Origin of the sequence: Acinetobacter nematophilus (assembly GCF_026344175.1) — a bacterium.
In the GTDB taxonomy this organism is placed as follows: Bacteria; Pseudomonadota; Gammaproteobacteria; order Pseudomonadales; family Moraxellaceae; genus Acinetobacter; species Acinetobacter nematophilus.
The window spans coordinates 31,495-53,286 of the sequence record NZ_JAPKMY010000007.1 but is presented as its reverse complement, the minus strand read 5'-3'; the positions used below and the strand labels follow the sequence as shown (position 1 = coordinate 53,286).

Here is a 21,792-nt window from a genome sequence, read left to right as displayed (position 1 = left end):
GAGGCTCAACATCTGTTTAAAACACGAAGTTCAGGAATTAAAGCTTGACCTTACAATGATGGTAAGGTTTATATTGTTTTTGAATCTTCTTTGAACAGGTGAAATATGGAATTTTATATTGAAAATATGACCTGTGGTGGTTGCGCACGTGGCGTCACCAAAGCGGTCCAATCTGTAGATGCAAATGCAAAAGTGATTGCTGATCCACCAAATCGCAGTGTTAAAGTTGAAACATCAGCAACTCAGCAACAAGTTGCAGATGCCTTAACTGAGGCAGGGTTTCCGCCACGTTAAAGGGTTCAAAATTTTAATGCTGAAGGCTGTCATTTTGACAGCCTTTTTTTTCATCGATACTGTGCCACGCTAAAACAAACCCCGATCATCAATCTCAACTACGGATAAAATTTGCTTTAATTACTCATAGAAACCTTTAAATAACAAGACACTTTGCAGATTTTATTCTATTGATATTTTTAAAAGTTGTTTTCTAAATCTTTCCAAGCTCACTATGATCACTACAAATAGTTACAAAAAGAGCTTCAAAATAGAGTTATGCGTATATTATCAAAACAATATTCATTCAGTCTCACAGCAAGCTTGATCTTTGCTTTACTGTACTCACAAGCACATGCTGAAGAGCAACAGAATACATCTCCCAAAGTCAAAACATTAGATACGATTGTGGTGACGGGGACACGTTCATTAAAGCGTTCTAAGACCGATTCGCTACAACCCATTGACGTGATCAGTGCACAGGAACTCACGGAGCGTACAGGTTCCAGTGAGCTAGGTACAGCCCTAAGTAAAATTATTCCTTCTATTAATTTTCCCCGTCCGACGGTGGTGGATGGAACGGAACTGGTTCGTCCTGTACAACTGAAAGGGCTGTCTCCTGATCAAGTCTTGGTCTTGGTAAACGGTAAACGTCGCCATAGCGGTGCTTTTATTAACCTGGGTGGAACAATTGGTCGTGGTTCAGCGCCGACTGATTTAAATGCGATTCCTGTTTCCGCAATTCAGCGCATCGAAGTACTCAGAGAAGGGGCTTCTGCACGTTATGGTTCAGATGCAATTGCTGGTGTCGTCAATATCATCTTAAAGTCTGACCCAAAAACAGGTGAAGCGGGTATACGCTACGGCATTTATGATAAAGGTGATGGTGAGCAAAAGCAGTCCTATGTTTCAGGCGGAACTCGACTTGGTGATTATGGTTATGCCATTTTTTCAGGTGAATGGCAGGACAATGAAGCCACCAATCGTGCTGGCTTAGACTTACGTGATCCAAATGCCACCACCTATGGGCAGAGGACATTTCGATTTGGTGACCCAAAATCAGATGAAGTAAAAGCTGCTTTCAATGCGGGCTTTGACCTTAGTGATGCAATCGAATTATATGGTTTCTCCACCTATAGCCATCGAAATGCTGAAACTGCTGGATTTTATCGTTTAAGCAATGCCTCAAACAATGTTCCGGCATTATTTCCGAATGGCTACTTACCTTTGATCCGAGGTCAATTAGATGACTTTAGTGCTGTTGCAGGTTTACGAGGAGAAGCCGCGGATTGGCATTATGATGTTTCTGCAAATTATGGTTTGAATCAATATGATGTAAATACCCGAACCATTAATGTTGATCTGTACAAAGACACAGGGGCAACACCCAATTCATTTCATAATGGCAAGCTGAAAAATAGTCAGTCTGTTTTTAATCTTGACCTTTCTAAAGAATATGACATATCTGCATTTGCAAGCCCTTTGAATATTGCATTTGGTGCCCAGTATTTAAACCAACAATATCAAATTAAAGCAGGAGATCCAGGTGCTTATTATAAAAGTGGATCTTCAGGTTTATCAGGTTTCCGTCAAGCTGATGCAGGCGAATGGACGCGTGACAGTTATGCTGGATATCTAGATTTAGAAACTGACATTACCCAGAAGCTTTCTGCTTCTAGTGCATATCGTTATGAGAAATATGATGATTTTGGTGATACCAACAATGCTTCACTGTCCTTACGTTATAAGCTTTTACCACAAATTGCTGTACGGGGTTCAGTTTCAACAGGTTTTCGAGCACCCAGTCTGGCACAACAGTATTTTGCCCAAACCTCATCTCAACTGGTGAATGGGCAATTTGTTGAAGCCGGTACATTCCCAAGCTCATCTCAAGTTGCACAATTACTCGGTGCTGAGGATTTAAAAGCTGAAAAATCCAAAAACTATAGTCTTGGCTTTGTGTTTACCCCAACTTCAAATCTGTATGTGACTTTAGATGCCTATCAAATCGATATTGATGATCGTATTAGTCTGTCTTCCAATATTAATGCCAACAGCCCTGCTGTACGTGATTATCTGATCTCAAAAGGCATCACCAATACCAACTTTAGCAGTGTCCGCTTCTTCAATAATGCCAGTGATACACGTACACGTGGCGTGGATTTGGTTGCAAACTACCAATGGCAGAACCTTCCTTATGGAGAGTTAACCACATCTTTGGCTTATAACTTCAATCGTAATGAAGTCACCAATGTGGATAAAAATCCCGAAATTTTAAATACCTTGGGTGTCAATCTGACACGCTTAGACCGTCGTGAACAATATGGATTACTGGCAGGCAGTACACCTGAACATAAATTCAGTTTGGCCAATGACTATAAAATTGGAAATTTCGGCATTAACACCAATCTCACGCGATACGGAAGCTTTAAAACGTTTAGTAACGCCGGTTCAGCCAGTGATCAAAAATTCTCTGCAAAATGGCTTTTGGACTTAGCCCTAAGCTATCAATTGAACGCGTGGAAATTTACTCTTGGTGGTGACAACATTACCAATGTTTATCCAGATCAAGATGTTTATGACATCAATAAACCTACTGGTGGAAGCCTACAGTATAGCCAGTTTTCACCTTTTGGCTTTAATGGCGCATTCTATTACGGCAAAATTAATTATAAGTGGTGAGGGTTTGAGCCTTTTAAAAAGCATTGAACCGAGTTAAGTGACTCGGTTTTTTATGCTTATTGTGCTTGGTAATCACTATTAAAATCTGGACAGGGTATGGATGGGTATCGCTAGATTTAGATTGGTGATGAACTTTTTAGCAGAAACTTATATACTCAAAACAAGACATATTCGAATTTAATCCAAGATGATAAAAACAATTTATACATGTATTTTATTCTTAATCCTTTCGAGCCATGGACTCGCACAACAATTAAGCTGTAAACAAGACTATTCTAAAATCATTGCACCTGACCTAGAGCGTTTAGGACAAGATTTAAAAAACAATGATTATTCTTTTATGCAACAGAAAACTCATCCGTCACTCATCAATTATGTCGGTGGTGTAGAAAATTACCAAAAACTTCTCCAACACACACAAAGTATCCTCGCGACATCAAACTTAGAGATTCAAAAAGTTGAATCCGCTCCCCCTCTTTATAGCTATATTGTTGATCAAGAAGAAATTTGTTTTGTTCCGAAAACCATCACCATGAAAGTGGCAGGCAAAACAGTCAAAGCACCGCCTTCTTTTATGGTTGCGATTCGCCCACAACATTCACATCATTGGACTTATCTAGACGGTTCAGGTTTACAGAAAAATCCCAAAATGCTTTTTATTCTTTTTCCCCATTTTCCTAAAAATGTCAAAGTCCCTTTTTAAACCAATACAGTTCGATGAGTTATTTCACCACCACTTTGATAGGTGCTGAAAAGATGTGATAGTCGTATTGTTGATCAATCTGATATTTATAACCCGCCAAAACATACGCTGTTCCCTGCTCAACAAAACTCAACTGCCCATTTTTTAGCTCATGCTTTGGAGAACCCGCTAAAACAACAAAATTGTTGACTTGCAATTTGGCTTTTTCTCCGTCTTGTTGAGTCGTTTGCGCATCAATTAAAACAGCTTGCCCTACTTTGACTTTGATATTTTTCGGTGCTTGTATATCCACTATATATTTAGAATAAAGCTGTGCTGAATTGGTGGTGATCCCATAAGTTCCTGCAACATACAGCTTCTTAAATGTATCATCACTCAAAGCCCAAGGCCAGAAACTGATACCACGGTGCTTAGTGGCTTCTAAAATATTGATCAAATCACTACGGTAGGCAGGGTTATAACTTGAATTATACTTTTGCACATCGTTATTGATCTGTTGGATATTGACCAAAATATTACGACTGTTTGGCATATTCCCCACCAATAAACCTCGGGGAATCTCGGTCATTTGGGTTTGTGCACGTACAATTTGATCTGTATTGAACGATGTGGTGACCACTTGGCTTTCCACTTGGTAATTTTTAATCTCATCCTGCATTTTTGCGACCAATGCGGGATTGGCACTTTTCATTTCAATCATCAGTACAACATTTGGATGCTGTTTTAAGATGCTAAAATACTCTGCAAGAGTAGGTATTTTATAAGCTTTGTGCTTGGATCTTAATTGTTGAACCTGTGCAAGATTCATCTCTTCAATTTTTCCTGTTGAACGCGTAGTACGATCAACCGTTGCATCATGCATAACCACAAGATGCTGATCTTTAGTCAAATAAATATCATTTTCGACGATATCTGCACCCAAAGCCACAGCATGTTTGAGACTTTCTAAAGTATTTTCATCCTCTAAACTGGGTACACCCCGATGCCCAATAATAAAAGGTTTACGTAATAAAGTATTTTTCGGAAATTGCTTCAATATACTGGAAAAAACCGTACTGTGCGTTGTGATCACCCCATTTACACCTGTGGTCAACACCCGCGCAGCATCCTGAGTCTCAACAGCAGATGTATCCATCCAAACTGTCATCAAATGGCGTTGGATAAAACTGATCGATGCTTTCTCCGTCAGGCTTTGTGGAACAACTACAATTCGTGCATAAGCTTGATTGCTGCGACGGATAATTTCAGCAAGATCTTGATGACGGTCTTTAAGATTTTCACGACTTAAATCCAATGCTGTTCGTACCATCGGTATAATTTGATGTGCAGATTTAAGCAGCTCATCACTTCTTGATAACACGGTAATATCACTAATATCCTGAGATTTAGACAGTAATTTTAATGCTTCTATACTTTTGGGGTCTTTAATCTCTAAAACCGGAATGGTGTTACGCTGTGGAGTGGAGAGATAGTGTTTTAAGGTTTCGATCACCTGACCAGTTTGATCAAGTAAATTTAAATTTGCATCTAATTGATAATACTGCTGATTACTCGAATTTAATGCGCCATTTGGATGTTTTACTTTTTGAATAATGGTTGGGGCTAAAGCTACATTGGTTTGAACTTCTTGTACCTGCATAACTTTATTATGGCTAAGATCAGGTAAGGCAATGAGTTGTTCAGAGACTTGGATTTTCTTAATTTTTAAAATGGCACCTGAGGCAGAGAAGCCAATTCCACCTTTTGTAGACAATTGATTCAGCTCAACATCTTGCATTAACTGATCATTCAAATAATGTTGTACCCGTTGACCAGAGACCACGACACTGGCTTTGTACCATTGATTTGCTTTGATATTTTCAGAGAAGGCTTTGGTCTCACTCACTTCCCATTGCGCATTCGTTTTATGGCGTCCAAATTCAGTGCCGTTCTTCGCTGTTGCATCTGCTCTGAGGGTAAATTGATAGTAACTGCTTGGAATTACGCCCTGCGTTTCTGTGACATCATAAATCACGCTTCCCCAACGGGAAGCATTGACTGGTTGATCTAAAGTAAATTCGAGATCAATCCTATAGTTTTTATGCTTTTCAAGAGATTGTGGCAATAAAATCGAGGTTGGGCTCATTGCATTTGCCCGTCCATCAATATTCAGTACACCGTGCTCAATATAAATATGACCCGGATTATTCCCGGGAATTCGCCACCCTTGAGGAATATTGTTCTGCCGAACAAAATTTTGCTGATAAAGCTTTTTAAATTGTGGTATTGCCGTTTTAGACGGAGTCTGTGTCGAAATTTTTGTTGCCAGTTCAGCATAACCAGTCACAGGTAAAGCAATTAAAACAGCACAAGATAAAACAGTAAGCTTCATAAAATTTCTAGAGCATTCAAAACGTATTTTCAATAATATCCGTTGTAAATGACATCAGCCTAATTCAAATTTTGCCGATATTTTAAACCTTTATCTGTCATAGATCAGCTCATTTAAAGCCAACATGAAAATTATTGTTGCTGCTGCTCCTGCTGCCAACGGCGTTGCTGTAAGCGCTCCCCTTCAACCTCCCGCTTATTTCGTGCAGACTCATATAGTTTGGTCCCTTTTAATTCAGGTGGCAAATAGTCTTGTAGCACAAAATGTTCTGGATAATTGTGCGGATAGAGATAATCTGCACCATAACCCTGTTGTTTCATCAATTTGGTGGGTGCATTACGTAAATGTAAAGGTACGGCTAAATTAGAGGTTTTTTCGGCCAGCTCTAATGCCTTATTAATGGCTAAGTAAGTACTGTTACTTTTTGCGCTGGTCGCCAAATAAACAGCACATTGCCCTAAAATAATTCTGCATTCGGGCATCCCAATGGCTTGGACCGAGCGGAAACACTCTCCTGCCAACAATAGTGCATTGGGATTTGAATTGCCAATATCTTCTGAGGCAGCAATCAGCATACGTCGTGCAATAAAAACTGGATCTTCTCCACCTTTTAGCATTCGTGCCATCCAGTATAACGCTGCATCTGGGTCACTCCCACGAATCGACTTGATAAACGCAGACACAAGATCATAATGCTGTTCACCGGACTTGTCATAGCGTGCGATATTCTGTTGGGCAACTTTAACCACGATCGCATTGGTCACCCTATTTTCAACATCAGCTTCAAAAGTGCTGGCAATCAGATCAATTAAATTCAATGCCTTACGTGCATCCCCTGCGGCGAATTGAATCAAGGCATCAAATTCTTCAATCTGAATGTGGCGCTCTTGTAAAAACTTGTCTTGTTGAATGGCACGAAGAATCAATTCTTGAATTGCTTCATTGCCGAGTGCATTTAGCGTATAAATCTGACAACGTGAAAGTAAGGCGCTGTTGACTTCAAATGAAGGGTTCTCTGTTGTCGCCCCGATTAAGGTAATTTTACCTTTTTCTACAGCATTTAATAATGCGTCTTGTTGCGACTTGTTGAAACGATGGATTTCATCAATAAATACCACTGGGGTTAATAGATCACCACTTTCAGCAATCACTTCACGCAGTTCTTTAACCCCGGTATTTAACGCTGAGAGGCTGACAAATGGACGATCCACAGCTTGTGCCAATAACAATGCAATTGTGGTTTTTCCAACGCCTGGTGGTCCCCAGAAAATAATCGAAGGCAAATGCCCTTGATCAATCATTTGACGTAATGGTGCGTCAGCACCAAGCAAATGATCTTGTCCAATAATTTCAGACAAATCACGTGGACGTAAACGTTCTGGAAGTGGAATTTGAGTGTCTGACATACTGCTTTTTTAATTGATGAATGCTGAGCTTAGTCTACTATGGAAAGCATTCAATAATGTACTTTCAATTTTAAAATAATCGATTCTGTAAAATATCCATGAGTGAAGCCTGAAAGACGTCCCCATGACTAAGATTAGGATACAGCAGGAGCTTGGCATTTGCCCCTTTACTGGCTAAGTCTAAAACCAGTTGTCGATTATTTTGAATCATATCTTGATCGATATTCGGGCTCATTTTCGCTGGAGTAGATGAAGCAAAATCACCCTCCATCACCAACAGTTTTTGATTTTTAAGTGCTTCGGGCTTTGCGCGTTCAACTGCTTTCAGTAATCGGGAATCTGCCCAAGTTAAAGATGGACTTGCTGCAAAATAATGCGAAAATTTCTGCTCATGCTGCTGGTGATTCAACAAGGTATCCAATACAAATAATCCGCCATAGGAATGTCCCCACAATGCCGTGCGTCGAGTGTCCAGCTTGACCTGTGAATGAACCCAAGGCATGACTTTTTCAAAGATCGTTTGTCTAAACTGCAAACTTCCACCTGACATACGTTCAGGATTTCGGGGATCAACGGATATTTTTCCTGACTCATCTGCTGGCGTATAGTCCACGGAACGTGAAGCAGATTCAAACGGCAACTGAGTTTGATAGCCGATCGCCACCAAAACGGGGCTATCTTGTTCTGGTAATTGCTTTAATAATGCTTCATCTAAACGCGCCATCACTGAATTACCATCCAGCATAAAAATGGCGGGTCGGGGCTGATTTTTATTGATCTGTTTAGGTATACCTAACCAAACTTTATAATGTCGTTGCTGATCTGCTGACTGAAAGCTGTGAACTTGAAACTGATAATAACTTGAACCATGATCTGCAATACTCGGTCCTAAGGGCTTTAGATCAGGCTTGGCATAAGCAAGGGAATACGTAGCAAAGCTTAGAATGATCGCACATAAGCACATTGTAATTTTTTTCAATCGTGTAAATAAATCAGACATTTTAAATGAGATCACATCATGAAAGCCTATTTATCATATTACTATTTGATAATGATTATCAATTGATAGTTTTCGTGATTTTCTAACGGACCCAACGTACAACATATTCATCAATTTCTTCCTCATCGACTTCTGTCTCTGAGATACAACGCCCTGCTGCTGATTTTCTGGCTTTAATCACATTTTGTCTGGAACCGGTAATTAAATAATGCCAAGACGGAAGATTTTTACCTTCATTGAGACGTCGATAGGCACAGCTTGAAGGCAACCAATGAATGTGCGCTAATTTTTCAGGGCTGAGTTGAATACAATCTGGAACATAGTGCAAACGATTGGCATAGTCTGAACATTGTGCTGTTTGACAGTCCAATAGTTTACAGGACACCTTGGTATAAGCGATTTCATGTGTTTCATCATCTTCAAGTTTAACCAAGCAGCACAAACCACAACCATCACATAAAGCTTCCCATTCAGCCTGGTTGAGTTCAGACAAATGATGGTTTTTCCAAAATTGAGGGCGTATTTCGAAGCTCATGGTATACAGTGAAGTCATATGAAAGATGAATATTATATCAGCATAAGAACATGAACCAGAGAATAAAAAAACATCACAAATCAGTTACATGTTGCTTTATTTATCACACTTTTCAAACATAACTTCACAAGACCGCGCCGTTTTTCTCCCTATACTGAAACTGCATAAAAACAATATGGAGGTGAATATCATGTTCCGTTGGGCAATAATTTTCGCTGTGATCGCGTTAGTTGCAAGTTTATTTGGTTTTGGCGGTGTCGCAGGAATGTCTAAAGACTTTGCGGTAATTCTTCTTGTTGTTGCCGTTATTCTTGCAATTGTTGGATTTATTTCCAGAGGGAAAGTTTAAACTTTTCTCAGTACTTTTATTACAGTCTCTGTTTATGATAAAGAAGGTCTTAGGTCCTTCTTTTTTCATTTCAGCACCGATTCAATCATTCATAATTTCTCACATTTCTATACTCAATATTCCTCAATTAAGCATTTGAATCTTTCATATTTATGCTTTAATCAATGTCGCTCTCAAAAATATAAAAGGATCGAATAGATGGCTGTTGCAATTAAAACTCGTGAAATTCAATACCAAGCAAAAGATGGAACAACTTTAATCGGTTATTTTGCTGCCCCTGAATCTACACAACCTGTTGCAGGTGTCATCGTGGGTCCTGAATGGTGGGGACGAAATGAATATACTGAGCAACGTGCCAGAGAGCTTGCTGAACATGGTTTTGCTGCATTGGCAGTTGACATGTATGGTGACAAAAAAGTAACCACCGTTGCTACACAGGCCAATGAATGGATGATGCAAACCTTTCAAGATGTCCATACCATTGTAGATCGCAGCTCAGCCGCACTTACCACCCTCGCCAATCAACCTGAAGTCGATGGACAACGCCTTGCTGCGATTGGTTTTTGTTATGGTGGAAAAGTCATGCTTGATTTGGCGCGATCAGGCGCTGATTTAAAAGCAGTGATCACATTTCACGCCAATTTATCGGCGCAAAACCCGGCACAATCAGGAAAATTTAAAGCTGAGGTTTTAGTTTTACATGGTGAAAAAGACTCTATGGTGTCTTTGGCTGATGTTGAATCATTCAAGCAAGAAATGAATCATGCACAAGTAAAATCTGAAGTGATCATTCTGAAAGATGCCAAACATGGCTTTAGTAACCCACAAGCAGATGAACGTGCTAAAGCCAATGGTGTAGATTTAGGTTATAACCCAGAAGCAGAAAGCACAGGATTAACTGCGATGTATCAGTTGTTAGATCGTACATTGATTTGATTTTGAATCTGATGTATGCACCTTAATCCGTAAACAAGGAGTTTAAAATGACTGAGATAAAATGCCCTTATTGTGAATTTGAAGAATTTGACATCATTGATAAAAATGAATTTGGTGCAATTTTGCCTGAACAAAATCCTTTGTCTAAAGGGCATTCAGTCATTATCCCGTTGCGCCATATCGATTCTTTTTTTGAGGTTTCAGAAAAAGAGCGTAAAAGCCTCTCTTCGCTGTTGGAATTGGCACGCAATGAACTCAAAATCCGTCATCAACCAGAAGGTTTTCACATTGCCTTTAATGACGGTAATGTTTTTGGTGAAGAACAAAATAAACATTTTCATATCCATATCATTCCACGCTATAAAAATGAACCGCTTAAACTGGATCAGCGTTGGGGTATCATTAACGAAAAATGATCCTTTTCTCATCCTACAAAAAAGACGCAAGCGTGTCTTTTTTAGTTCAATATATTGCTTCATTCAACCCTGTTTTTTATCACCTGCAAAGTGTGTCACTTTATATCGTTAAACCACCTAAATTTTCGTACAAGCGATTTATCTTCTAAAAGACTTATGCTTTTTATATGAATTTTTAAAAGTTTTGCTAGCATGAAGTGACATGGATGCCGCCATATTAGGCAGGGGTATATAAGCAAAAAGGAAGCACTGCTTTGTTTGCAGTACAACAATGCGGTTAAACAAAAATGGGAATCAAAGTGAAGCATCGCCTACGCAGCACAATTTAAACTTTAGATGTAAAGCCTGACATTGAAAGCTTTACATCACCAAACAATAGATCTATCACATTGATTTTATTGATCTAGAAATTATATTGAATGTATGTATTTTTCAGCAGCTCGCTTATCAAATTAAATTCTGACTATTCAAAAAGCGTTACTCTCACCAATCTCATGCGCAGTTTTCAGATAATTTTCTGTAATTCATTCGAATTTGGTTATACTGAACCACCTATTTTTGCCCTAGATTGATATGTCGCAATTTTCATTTTCAGATGCATTACTGACTTGGTTTGATCAACACGGACGCCATGATCTGCCTTGGCAGGTGGCAGATGATCCCTACAAAGTTTGGGTCTCTGAAATTATGTTGCAACAAACCCAAGTCAAAACAGTACTGCAGTATTTTGATAAATTTATTCAACGCTTCCCTACCGTTGACGATTTAGGTCAAGCTTCATGGGATGATGTTGCACCTTATTGGGCAGGCTTGGGTTATTACGCACGGGCCAGAAACTTACACAAAGCTGCGACGCTTGTCAGCCAACAAGGATATTTTCCAAGCACTCTGGAACAATGGATGGAGCTTTCAGGTATCGGGCGTTCGACTGCAGGTGCACTCATGTCACTTGGCTTACGCCAATATGGTGTCATTATGGATGGCAATGTAAAACGCGTGTTAGCGCGATTTTTTGCCATTGAAGATGATCTCAGTAAACCTGTACATGAACGGGCAATGTGGCAATTGGCTGAAAATCTGTGTCCCACTGAACGCAATCATGACTATACTCAGGCAATTATGGATTTAGGTGCAACCATCTGCACCCCTAAAAAACCATTATGTCTATATTGTCCAATGCAGCAACATTGCCAAGCCCACCAACAAGGATTAGAAACGGAACTCCCTTATAAAAAGCCTAAAAAGCCAGTTCCTGTAAAAACCGGTAAAGTTTTACTGATTGAATCTCAAGGACAATGGTTGTGGGAGCAACGACCTAATAGTGGTCTATGGGGAGGACTATGGAGTTTACCAATATTTGAAACTGAGGCTGAACTGCAACAGATCAGTGAACGTTTAAAGCTGGTTTCAACCCTTGAGCCTGTACAGATTTCGCACAGCTTCACTCATTTTACCTGGATATTAACCGCACATATCATTCATGTTGAAAAAGACCAAGCAGAATATCTTCAAGCTGAACTTGGCGGTGAATGGCTCACGCCACAAAAAGCTACACAAATGGGCATACCCACAGCCATGAAAAAATTGATCTCAGCAATCAAAATATGACATAGTCAGGCACGGGTATTCTGATCATTTTTTTCAATTTTAATTTACCCTTTTTTAAACCTCAAAGCTGAAATTTGAAACTAGAAAAAAGGATGTCTCGTGCCACGTCGTATCCAATATTGTATGATTGCCCTTTTTGCAATTATGTTAACTGCATGTACCACCGCACCCAAAAAAACCAGTAGTAACAGACCGCATCTTCCGCAAGTTCAGATTAATCGTTTAAAAGCAATGCCGCTCCCTACACGCCTGGCGATTCCTGTCGATGGTGTTAAACCACAAAATCTCACCGATACATGGGGAGCCTCCCGAAGTGCCGGACGCGCGCATGAAGGCATTGACATCATGGCTTCACGTGGAACCAAAGTGTACAGCAATACTGAAGGGGTGATTACCAGTTTAAAAAGCAATAATTTAGGCGGTAATGTCATTTGGCTAATGGGACCCGGTGGCGCTTATCATTACTATGCGCATTTGAATGATCACCGACGTGGTTTAAAAGAAGGAGACTACGTTAAAAAAGGTGAACTGATCGGTTATGTGGGCAATACAGGAAATGCACGACATACTGCACCTCATTTACACTATGGACTATACTTAAGAGGTAAGGGTCAAGGTGCAGTAAACCCTTATCCGTATTTACGTTAAATTTAGATTAGATATTTAGGAATATTCCATGTCAGAAGCATTGCTTGAGCGTTTGGTTGAATTTGCAGAATCAGGCAATCAACAAAAAATTGTCCTCAATGGGCAAAGCCATCAAGGCTGGATTATGGAAATCACCAATGAAGCCCTCATGATCAGTACTGGCTTTGCAGATAAGGCTGGTAAAGATATTTGGATAAATTTCCCTGACCTAGAAGCAGCCCAACTTTCATATTGGGATAATAAACAAGATCAATGGGTCGAATTTAAACTCTAAATACATCAAAGAATGGAGCATCTTTCATGATCAATAAACGCTGCGGTTGGTGTTCAGATGATCCAATTTATATTGAATATCACGATCATGAATGGGGTAAACCAAATCGTAATGAGCAACATTTATTTGAAATGTTATGCCTCGAAGGACAACAAGCAGGATTATCTTGGATTACTGTTTTAAAAAAACGTGAATCTTATCGAACACATTTTTTTAATCATCCAATTCAAACCATTGCTGAATTTACTGAACAAGATTTGGCGTTGAAATGCCAAGATACGGGACTCATTCGTCATATTGGTAAACTTACCGCTATTCGTGACAATGCAATTGCATGGCAAACTATGAAAGCGAAAAATATTGATATGGTGGATTGGCTTTGGGATTTTGTTGATCAACAGGTACAGCTGAATGATGTTCCTGATTATCGACAAGCACCTGCACAAACTGAAGCTAGCCTTAAGTTGTCTAAAACTTTGAAGAAAAATGGCTTTAAGTTTGTCGGTCCAACAACATGCTATGCATTCATGCAGGCTGTTGGAATGGTCAATGACCATGAAAATGATTGTATGTCGCGCTAAATTTTACTTAAAACAGGAAGGATTCATATGTCAGCCAATATCATTCAATCCTATGCAGCCCTGGAAGCAGGCGCTGAACTTGTACCCTTTCAATTTGATGCTGGTGATTTAGCGCCACATCAAGTTGAAGTTAAAGTTGAATACTGCGGTTTATGCCACTCTGATGTTTCAGTGATTAATAATGAATGGGGAAATGCAGTTTTTCCAGTTGTTGGCGGTCATGAAATTATTGGATTGATCACTCAGTTGGGTTCAGAAGCAAAAGGTTTAAAAGTCGGACAGCGTGTAGGAATTGGCTGGACAGCAGAAAGTTGTCAACACTGTGACCCATGTGTCAGTGGACAGCAAGTGCTATGTACGGGTGAGAAAAAAGCCACGATCGTTGGTCATGCTGGCGGTTTTGCGGATAAGGTTCGTGCCGGGTGGCAATGGATTATTCCTCTTCCAGAAGATTTAGATCCTGAAAGTGCAGGTCCACTGTTATGTGGTGGGATCACGGTTTTTGATCCAATTTTAAAACACCAAATCCAAGCCATTCACCATGTTGGCGTGATTGGAATTGGTGGTTTGGGTCATATGGCCATTAAACTACTCAAAGCTTGGGGATGTGAAATTACCGCATTCACCTCTAATTTAGATAAGTACGATGAGCTCAGAGCGATGGGCGCAGACCATATCGTCAATAGTCGTGATGCAAACGACTTAAAAGCCCAACGCGGCAAATTTGATTTATTATTATGCACAGTGAACGTAAGTCTAGAGTGGAAAGCATATCTGAATACACTTGCTCCAAATGGCACCATTCATATGTTAGGAATGGTTCTTGAACCTATGCCCATTCCTGCAGGTACATTGATCAGTGGCGCAAAATCAGTAACAGGTTCTCCGACAGGCTCCCCTTTTGCATTACGTCAATTGTTGCAATTCGCAGCCCGCAAAAATATTGCACCACAAATTGAAGTGTATCCAATGTCAAAAATTAATGAGGCTTTGGAACGTCTTCATTCAGGAAAAGCTCGTTATCGTATTGTGTTAAAAGCGGATTTTTAATTTTAGCTTTTTCTGCAATCCGCTGAATGATCTTGGATAGGAGGCTTATATACTCCTATCCTATACAGAACTTATTCGACTTCTAATTTTAAATAACGGTAAACCGTGAATGTAAATCATTTTTTATTAATCATTCATGTATTTCCCTGATTTAAGCCACACTCTTGGCTGACAATTCAGCTCGAACCCAATCTGCCAACAACATAATGGCGTCTTGAACTTCCTGAGACAATTCATGCCCTGCGTTGAGACGGATACAGTTGTTATAACGATGATCTTCACCAAAAATAATACCTGGAACAATATTGATACTGTATTGCTGCGCATAGTAATACAACGCCAAACTGTCCACTTGTTCAGGAAATTGTAACCACAATGCATAACTTCCCTGCGGTTGATTCAAACGGATACTCACACCATGAAAGGCATACTGGATAAATTGTCGATACTGCTCGACCTGTGCCATCAGCTTAGGACGTAATTCACTCAGATGCTGACGATAGGCTCTGCTATAAATCATATCGGCAAGCCCCAATTGCAAAGGCGTATTTACTGAAACATTTTGTAAAATCAGTCTTGCATGTAAATGTTGCAAACGCTGTGGCAAACAAAACCAGCCTACCCGATAAGAAGTCGATAGAGACTTGGAGACTGAGCTACAATACACCACATAGCCTTGTTGATCCCAATATTTAATTGGCAAAGGGCGTTTGGCATTAAAACTACATTCTGCATAAATGTCATCTTCAATGACATAGCATTGATATTTAGCCGCAAGTTGTGCAATGCGTTCTTTCTCAGTATTACTGAGACAAAAACCGAGTGGATTTTGAAAATTGGCTGTCAATAAGCAGATTTTTACGCCCGGGTTTTGCATTTCTTGCTCTAAACGATCTAGATCAAAACCCTCTGTGTTGGCAGGGATTTCAATAATTTTTCGCTTTAACAAAGCCAATAACTGTAACTGTCCATTATAGTTCGGAGTTGGCACAATCACACTATCGCCAACTTGAGTCAGACTCTGAATCATGACTGACAAGGCAGGCATACAGCCATTACTGATATAAATATCTTCTTTCGCAATGTAAAAACCATCTTCTGCCCAATGTGCAGACAAAGCTTCTCTTAATTGGAGATGACCTTGACGATCGTTATATAAAAAATCTTCCGGCTTACTGTGTTTTAAAGCACGTTGAATCGAACGGCGTAAGGCTTCTACAGGAACTAAATTGGGGGACAGTTGAATCGAACCGAGATGAATCAATTTATTATTGATCGCCGCTTCATGAATTTGAATCTGTAATTCCAAATTAGACACTTCACGCGCTCTCGACTTAAAATCGGGATGATTAGGTACTTCGATCTGAGGACTATTAGGCAATGCCTGTACAAAATAACCTGACTTTTCTTTTACAAAAATCAAGCCTTGCGCTTCAAGTAATTCATAACAGCTTTTAGCCGTATTCAAACTCACCTTTTGTAATTCAGCAAATTGACGTAAAGAACTAAGACGCTGCCCTACGGTTAATTCACCACAATAAATTTTCTGCGCAATCTGCTGTGCCAAGACTTGATACTGAAAAGCCATATCTGTACCCAAATTTTAATATTTGTTGTATCTGTACCTGTAAATCTAACAGATCTATGCTTCTTTTACAGCCAGTTTTTAAAACATAATTGATTTGAAAGGAGAAAATAATGAGAATCATCGCTCTTGCGAGCCTTGCTTTGGTACTCAGTGCCTGCCAGCCTCAACAAGTCAATAAAGTTGCCCAGCAACAACATTTTGTATGTAAATCTTTGATTGAAGGCTTTTTAAAAACACAGCGTTTGGGAAACTATCAACTTGATCATTTACAACCTACGCTACATGAAACCGTAGCTGTCAGACACTACCATTATCGTGCCAGCGGTGATCAAACTGTCAAAATTAATATGCCTGTACAGAAAAATTTGGAATTCAAATGCCAGCAGACGTCTGCTGAACATTTCGAGATTCATTTGGTGACACCCCAACAATCCGACACTCAACCTTTACTGAGTCTAGATTTACCCCCGCAAAAAACTATCGAAACTTTGACAGCTTTTGCGCTAAAAACTCAATAAATAAACGGACACGTTTCGGTAAATGTTCTTGTTGATAATAAACGGCATGGATGTGTTGCTCGTAAATTTCTATTTGATCTTCAAATAGAGCGATCAACCTTCCCTCTCTGAGATCTTTGAGTACCTCAAATGCTGAAAGTCTGGCTATGCCATGCCCACGAAGACAAAGCTGACGTACTGTTTCACCGCTAGATGCTTTGATCTTCGGTTGTACTGTCAATTTTTCACCATTTACACGAATGGGCCAGGTATTCAAATGATTTACCTTACTAAATCCAATTTGGACATGGTTGAGGATATCCAGGGGGGTTTCAGGATAACCATTTCGTGCTAAATACTCAGGACTGGCAACAATGTATAAACGACTTTTACACAGCAATCTCGCATGTAGGCTGGAGTCATTTAATTCTCCAAAACGTATTGCCACATCCGTTTTATGTTCCAATAAATCAATAATTTGATCATTGCTGTTTAATTCAATTTCAATTTCTGGATAAAGCTGAGAAAACTCCTGCATTAAGGGTGCAATCACATGCAATACAAAAGGAGTAGCCGAATCGACACGAATCAAGCCAGAAGTATCACTGTCCGACTTCAGTAAAGCATCTTCAGCTTCATTCAGGTCATGTACAATTTTTCGGGCTTTTTCTAAAAATAATTGACCTTCCTGAGTTAACTTAAGCTTCCTTGTCGTGCGCTCCAATAGCGTGACATTAAGTTTAGATTCAAGCCGTTGCAAAGCCCGACTCACGCCAGAAGTGGTTTGTTCAAGATGTGTTGCAGCTGCAACGATCGAACCACTATCCACAATATTGATAAAGGCCTGTAATTCCTCAAGTGTAGATTTCATCGTAATAACCGCACACTTTATTGTTGATTTATAGTCAATAATATTTTGCATATTCCTGTATTTTTCCGCAACAATTAATGGAGCAAAATAGCGCTAATCTCAGAAAACACAGTGAATCCCTCATGACACACATCGTTCCTCAATTTGGTGTAGGTACTTTTCGCTTAACAGGTCAAACCGTGATTGACTCAGTCAAAAATGCGCTAGATGTCGGTTACCGTGCTGTAGATACAGCACAAATCTATGGCAATGAAGCCGAAGTGGGTCAGGCAATTGCTGAAAGCCATATTCCTCGTGATGATTTATTTATCACCACAAAGATATGGACAGACAATTATCAAGCAGACAAACTCATTCCAAGCCTGAAAGAAAGCCTGCGCAAACTACGCACAGATGCTGTTAATTTAACGTTAATCCATTGGCCTGCACCCAGTTTAGGTATTTCTGTTGCAGACATGATGCACAATCTTTTGGAAGCCAAGAAACTTGGCTTGACTGAACATATTGGGATTTCAAACTTCAATATTGACTTGTCACAGCAGGCAATTGATGCTGTGGGACGTGAACATATTGCGACCAACCAAATTGAACTGAGTCCTTATTTGCAAAACTCAAAATTGGTAGATTTCTTAGAATCTCGGCATATTGATGTGACCTCATATATGACTTTGGCTTACGGTAAAGTTTTAAACGATCCTGTATTGGCTGAAATTGCCCAGCAACATCAAGCTTCTACAGCACAAATTGCATTGGCATGGGCATTGCAACAAGGTTTTGCAGTCATCCCATCATCGACCAAGCGAGAAAACTTAATCGCAAACTTAAAAGCGCAAGAGATTCGACTTTCTGCTGAAGAAATGCAGATGATTGCACAATTAGAATGCAATGGTCGTGAAGTTGATCCTGAAAACCTAGCACCGAAGTGGGATGTTTAAATTGGTGCTCAGTTGAAATGATTATTTTTGCCCGATGAAACAACATCAATTGCTTTGCAAAGTTCTATTTTGTGAAGCATTGATGTTTGTTTGACTGCATCAAAATCCAAATTCAAAACCTTGTGTTGAGCATCAGCATCCAAGAATTGTGTTACTGCTATGGATCTGCAGATCGCACGGCTGTACTTCGTCATTTTTCAATCTTCGGCATATTTGAGATCTTTCATGAAATTAAATTTTCCTCTGTTTGCTTTAGCCATCGGTGCTTTTGCAATCGGAACAACTGAATTCTCCCCAATGGGTTTTCTTCCTCAAATTGCAGAAAACCTGAATATCTCAATTCCCACCGCGGGGATGCTGATCACGGCTTATGCCTTGGGTGTGATGATTGGTGCTCCGATCATGACCTTATGGTTTGGACATTTTTCTCGGCGTAAAGCACTGATTTTAGCCATGAGTATTTTCACAGTGGGAAACATCCTTGCGGCAATTGCGCCTAATTATTGGGGCCTGATGGGCGCGCGAATTCTGACCAGTCTAAATCATGGTGTATTTTTTGGGATTGGCTCGATTGTTGCCACCAGTGTTGTCGCTAAAGACAAACAAGCCAGCGCTGTCGCCATGATGTTTATGGGACTGACCATTGCCAATATTGGTGGAGTACCTTTAGCTACATGGGTTGGGCAAAATATCGGTTGGCGTATGTCCTTTGCCGCCATAGCGATCTTGGGTGTAATGACCATGTTGGCTTTATGGAAAGCCCTACCTGTAGATACCACGAGGCAACGTCCCAATCTAAAAGCTGAACTGAAAGTATTAACTCGCTTGCCTGTTATTTTTGCCTTGTTAACCACAGTGATGAGTGCAGGTGCTATGTTTACGCTCTACACCTATATTGCACCGAGCTTGCAAAGTATCACCCATGCCAGCCCAATGTATATCACCCTGATGCTGGTATTAATTGGCATCGGTTTCTCTATTGGAAATCATCTCGGTGGGAAATTTGCAGATCAATCACTGAATAAAACACTGACAGGCTTTTTAGTGCTATTAATGCTGTCCATGTTACTGTTTCCAATCTTGGCACAAACACCGCTTGGAGCAGCATTGGCGCTCATCGTTTGGGGAACTGCAGCCTTTGCCGTTGTGCCGCCACTCCAAATGCGCGTCATGTCTGTTGCACATGAAGCACCCGGACTGGCCTCTTCGGTAAATATTGGGGCATTTAACTTAGGTAATGCTTTAGGAGCAACCGTTGGTGGAGCAGTCCTCAGTATGGGTATGAACTATTCAGCCGTTTCGATTGCAGGTGCTGTACTTACCGCATTGGGATTGGTTTTGGTCTTTATCCAGATCAAAATAACAAAAGAACCCGTTCATCAATTCAGCTCACTTTAAAGCATCTAATCCTCTGTGACTGAATAAGTTTATTATCCCCCCTGCATCTTCACATGATGCAGGGAATCAGAACTGTAAAAACTGCCCTATAGCTGATCATTTTAAAATTTCAGGTAATGCAGCAAGCTTGGTATTCTTCGCCAGTTCAATTTTCATCTTTTGCAACATTTGATAAGGCTGTTGCTCAACCAACAGATTGGTCACGCTTGCTGGAATTGATCCTTCAGGATTGGCATGTCCAGAGGTGATTACTTTCACTTTATTCGGACCCAGTTTTTGGAAAGTCCAATCCCCCGCATAATCTTTTAGTCGTACGTAATCTGAGTTCAGCGCTTTACCTTGTTGAACCGCAGCGTTTTTAATATAAATCGTGCCATTGCTGTCTTTAGACATCGTTCCTTTCACCACCATGTCACGATCTTTTAAAGGAAAAGGAAAGTCTAAAACCATATAAATACTGAACTCACCCTTTTTATCATCCCGAGATAAAACTTCAGCTTTAGCAACATTCGGTACCCACTTAGATGAGTTATTGACATCCAATACTAAAGCAACAGCGCGCTCAATAGGTACATCCAGTGTGGTTTCGGCTTTATAGGACAAAACAGGATTATTGATATCTTTATACGTCCAAACCTTAATGTTGTTTTTGTTCAGACTCAATTTAGCATTGTTCGGTAAAGCAGCTTGTGCAGTCAGGCTAAAAGCACTGACTACACAACTCAGTAACATCACTGTTTTTTTCATTTTTTATGTTCAAAATTTAACTCATTGTTATAATTCTAGCGCAACATGTTTTAAGCTTGAATATCATTTAAGCCTAAAACGTCCTTCATATCGTATTTTTTTGCTTCTTTTCCGACAACCCATGCTGCTGCACGTACAGCACCTGCCGCAAAGTTCATGCGATTGGTTGCTTTGTGCGTCACTTCGACACGCTCACCCTCACCAATGAACATCACGGTATGCTCACCAACAATATCACCGCCACGAATGGTTTCAAAACCGATGGTTTCGCGCTCACGTGGACCTGTGTGACCTTCACGACCATAAACCGCTACTTTTTTCAAATCACGACCTAAAGTTTCAGCAACCGCTTCCCCCATCATCAAAGCCGTTCCTGATGGTGCATCGACTTTATGACGATGGTGAGCTTCGATAATCTCGATATCCACTGTATCACCAAATACTTTTGCAGCCAGCTCAAGCAATTTAATGGAAACATTGACACCGACTGAATAGTTTGCAGCATACACAATTGGCGTCTCTGCCGCAGATTGATTCAACAAGGTTTTTTGCTCATCTGAAAAACCTGTTGTTCCAATCACCATTGCAACACCCGCTCCACGACATAACTTTAGATGGCTCTCTGTAGCCACAGGTGCAGTAAAATCAATCACGACATCAACGTCTTTTAAGATTTCTTCCAAACTGCCCACCACTTTAACACCCACAGCGCCAATGCCAGCAAGTTCTCCTGCATCTGCACCAATCAGCGTACTTTCTGGACGCTCAACAGCTGCTGCAAGTTGATAACCCGCTTGTTGTACCGCTTGAATCAATGTACGGCCCATACGACCGCCTGCACCTAAAATACCAATACGTGGAGCTGCTGACATACGATCTTCCTAAATCTGAATTTGAAAATTTGGCTCTACTATAACAAAACTC

Annotated in this window: 22 protein-coding genes; 14 read left to right on the top strand and 8 right to left on the bottom strand. The window is 40.2% G+C overall.

Features of this window, described 5'->3' with window-relative positions; translation table 11 throughout:
* The first annotated feature begins 105 nt into the window (after positions 1 to 105).
* From OSH00_RS13360 to OSH00_RS13350, 3 genes are all read left to right on the top strand, one after another.
* Positions 106 to 294 carry a heavy-metal-associated domain-containing protein gene (locus OSH00_RS13360; RefSeq protein ID WP_196075135.1) on the top strand — a complete coding sequence of 63 codons (189 nt, stop codon included), beginning with the start codon at positions 106 to 108 and terminating at the stop codon, positions 292 to 294.
* A gap of 258 nt (positions 295 to 552) precedes the next feature.
* Entirely contained in the window at positions 553 to 2,955 is a 2,403-nt protein-coding gene (locus OSH00_RS13355; RefSeq protein WP_266130829.1) for a TonB-dependent receptor plug domain-containing protein, read from the top strand.
* Positions 2,956 to 3,142: 187 nt separating this feature from the next.
* Positions 3,143 to 3,658: a hypothetical protein gene (locus OSH00_RS13350; protein WP_266130828.1), complete on the top strand. Its 516-nt coding sequence runs from the start codon at positions 3,143 to 3,145 to the stop codon at positions 3,656 to 3,658.
* Positions 3,659 to 3,677: 19 nt separating this feature from the next.
* Here OSH00_RS13350 and OSH00_RS13345 read toward each other — a convergent pair whose 3' ends face one another.
* The 4 genes from OSH00_RS13345 to OSH00_RS13330 form a co-directional block, all read right to left on the bottom strand.
* Positions 3,678 to 6,029, bottom strand: coding sequence for a glycerophosphodiester phosphodiesterase family protein (locus OSH00_RS13345; protein ID WP_266130827.1), 2,352 nt, complete (start codon positions 6,027 to 6,029; stop codon positions 3,678 to 3,680).
* A 131-nt stretch (positions 6,030 to 6,160) separates the two neighbouring features.
* A complete protein-coding gene (locus OSH00_RS13340; protein WP_266130826.1) occupies positions 6,161 to 7,435 on the bottom strand; it encodes a replication-associated recombination protein A in 1,275 nt (424 codons plus the stop codon).
* A 70-nt stretch (positions 7,436 to 7,505) separates the two neighbouring features.
* Positions 7,506 to 8,435: an alpha/beta hydrolase gene (locus tag OSH00_RS13335; RefSeq protein ID WP_266130825.1), complete on the bottom strand. Its 930-nt coding sequence runs from the start codon at positions 8,433 to 8,435 to the stop codon at positions 7,506 to 7,508.
* An 82-nt stretch (positions 8,436 to 8,517) separates the two neighbouring features.
* Positions 8,518 to 8,970: a YcgN family cysteine cluster protein gene (locus OSH00_RS13330; RefSeq protein WP_266130824.1), complete on the bottom strand. Its 453-nt coding sequence runs from the start codon at positions 8,968 to 8,970 to the stop codon at positions 8,518 to 8,520.
* Positions 8,971 to 9,160: 190 nt separating this feature from the next.
* Here OSH00_RS13330 and OSH00_RS20540 point away from each other — a divergent pair, with 190 nt between their 5' ends.
* The 8 genes from OSH00_RS20540 to ahr all read left to right on the top strand — a co-directional run bounded on the left by OSH00_RS20540 (position 9,161) and on the right by ahr (position 14,832).
* Positions 9,161 to 9,319 carry a DUF1328 domain-containing protein gene (locus tag OSH00_RS20540; RefSeq protein WP_004825834.1) on the top strand — a complete coding sequence of 53 codons (159 nt, stop codon included), beginning with the start codon at positions 9,161 to 9,163 and terminating at the stop codon, positions 9,317 to 9,319.
* A 198-nt stretch (positions 9,320 to 9,517) separates the two neighbouring features.
* Positions 9,518 to 10,255, top strand: coding sequence for a dienelactone hydrolase family protein (locus OSH00_RS13320; RefSeq protein WP_266130823.1), 738 nt, complete (start codon positions 9,518 to 9,520; stop codon positions 10,253 to 10,255).
* 47 nt (positions 10,256 to 10,302) lie between these two features.
* Entirely contained in the window at positions 10,303 to 10,671 is a 369-nt protein-coding gene (locus OSH00_RS13315) for an HIT family protein (protein ID WP_266130822.1), read from the top strand.
* 573 nt (positions 10,672 to 11,244) lie between these two features.
* Positions 11,245 to 12,279, top strand: a complete 1,035-nt coding sequence (gene mutY / locus OSH00_RS13310; protein ID WP_266130821.1) for an A/G-specific adenine glycosylase — start codon at positions 11,245 to 11,247, stop codon at positions 12,277 to 12,279.
* 99 nt (positions 12,280 to 12,378) lie between these two features.
* A complete protein-coding gene (locus OSH00_RS13305; RefSeq protein WP_266130820.1) occupies positions 12,379 to 12,927 on the top strand; it encodes a M23 family metallopeptidase in 549 nt (182 codons plus the stop codon).
* Between the two features lie 28 nt (positions 12,928 to 12,955).
* Positions 12,956 to 13,201: a hypothetical protein gene (locus OSH00_RS13300; RefSeq protein WP_266130819.1), complete on the top strand. Its 246-nt coding sequence runs from the start codon at positions 12,956 to 12,958 to the stop codon at positions 13,199 to 13,201.
* A gap of 26 nt (positions 13,202 to 13,227) precedes the next feature.
* Positions 13,228 to 13,782, top strand: a complete 555-nt coding sequence (locus OSH00_RS13295) for a DNA-3-methyladenine glycosylase I (protein ID WP_266130818.1) — start codon at positions 13,228 to 13,230, stop codon at positions 13,780 to 13,782.
* Positions 13,783 to 13,809: 27 nt separating this feature from the next.
* Positions 13,810 to 14,832 carry an NADPH-dependent aldehyde reductase Ahr gene (gene ahr, locus OSH00_RS13290; RefSeq protein ID WP_266130817.1) on the top strand — a complete coding sequence of 341 codons (1,023 nt, stop codon included), beginning with the start codon at positions 13,810 to 13,812 and terminating at the stop codon, positions 14,830 to 14,832.
* A gap of 151 nt (positions 14,833 to 14,983) precedes the next feature.
* Here the strand turns inward: ahr and OSH00_RS13285 are convergent, their stop codons facing one another.
* Positions 14,984 to 16,420 (bottom strand): aminotransferase-like domain-containing protein, encoded by a 1,437-nt coding sequence (locus OSH00_RS13285; RefSeq protein WP_266130816.1) that lies wholly within the window; start codon positions 16,418 to 16,420, stop codon positions 14,984 to 14,986.
* 110 nt (positions 16,421 to 16,530) lie between these two features.
* On the opposite strand from OSH00_RS13285, the gene OSH00_RS13280 reads away from it, so the two are divergent.
* Entirely contained in the window at positions 16,531 to 16,938 is a 408-nt protein-coding gene (locus OSH00_RS13280) for a hypothetical protein (RefSeq protein WP_266130815.1), read from the top strand.
* Here OSH00_RS13280 and OSH00_RS13275 read toward each other — a convergent pair.
* The gene (locus OSH00_RS13275; RefSeq protein ID WP_266130814.1) at positions 16,898 to 17,788 is read right to left on the bottom strand and encodes a LysR family transcriptional regulator; all 891 of its coding nucleotides are present in this window, start codon (positions 17,786 to 17,788) and stop codon (positions 16,898 to 16,900) included. The genes OSH00_RS13280 and OSH00_RS13275 overlap by 41 nt on opposite strands.
* Positions 17,789 to 17,910: 122 nt before the next feature.
* Here OSH00_RS13275 and dkgB point away from each other — a divergent pair, with 122 nt between their 5' ends.
* Positions 17,911 to 18,723, top strand: a complete 813-nt coding sequence (gene dkgB, locus OSH00_RS13270) for a 2,5-didehydrogluconate reductase DkgB (RefSeq protein WP_266130813.1) — start codon at positions 17,911 to 17,913, stop codon at positions 18,721 to 18,723.
* Positions 18,724 to 18,948: 225 nt separating this feature from the next.
* The gene (locus OSH00_RS13265) at positions 18,949 to 20,121 is read left to right on the top strand and encodes an MFS transporter (RefSeq protein ID WP_266130812.1); all 1,173 of its coding nucleotides are present in this window, start codon (positions 18,949 to 18,951) and stop codon (positions 20,119 to 20,121) included.
* 96 nt (positions 20,122 to 20,217) lie between these two features.
* Here the strand turns inward: OSH00_RS13265 and OSH00_RS13260 are convergent, their stop codons facing one another.
* Both OSH00_RS13260 and dapB read right to left on the bottom strand, forming a co-directional pair.
* The gene (locus OSH00_RS13260; protein WP_196075116.1) at positions 20,218 to 20,868 is read right to left on the bottom strand and encodes an START domain-containing protein; all 651 of its coding nucleotides are present in this window, start codon (positions 20,866 to 20,868) and stop codon (positions 20,218 to 20,220) included.
* A gap of 50 nt (positions 20,869 to 20,918) precedes the next feature.
* Positions 20,919 to 21,740, bottom strand: a complete 822-nt coding sequence (gene dapB, locus OSH00_RS13255; protein WP_196075115.1) for a 4-hydroxy-tetrahydrodipicolinate reductase — start codon at positions 21,738 to 21,740, stop codon at positions 20,919 to 20,921.
* Positions 21,741 to 21,792 lie beyond the last annotated feature (52 nt).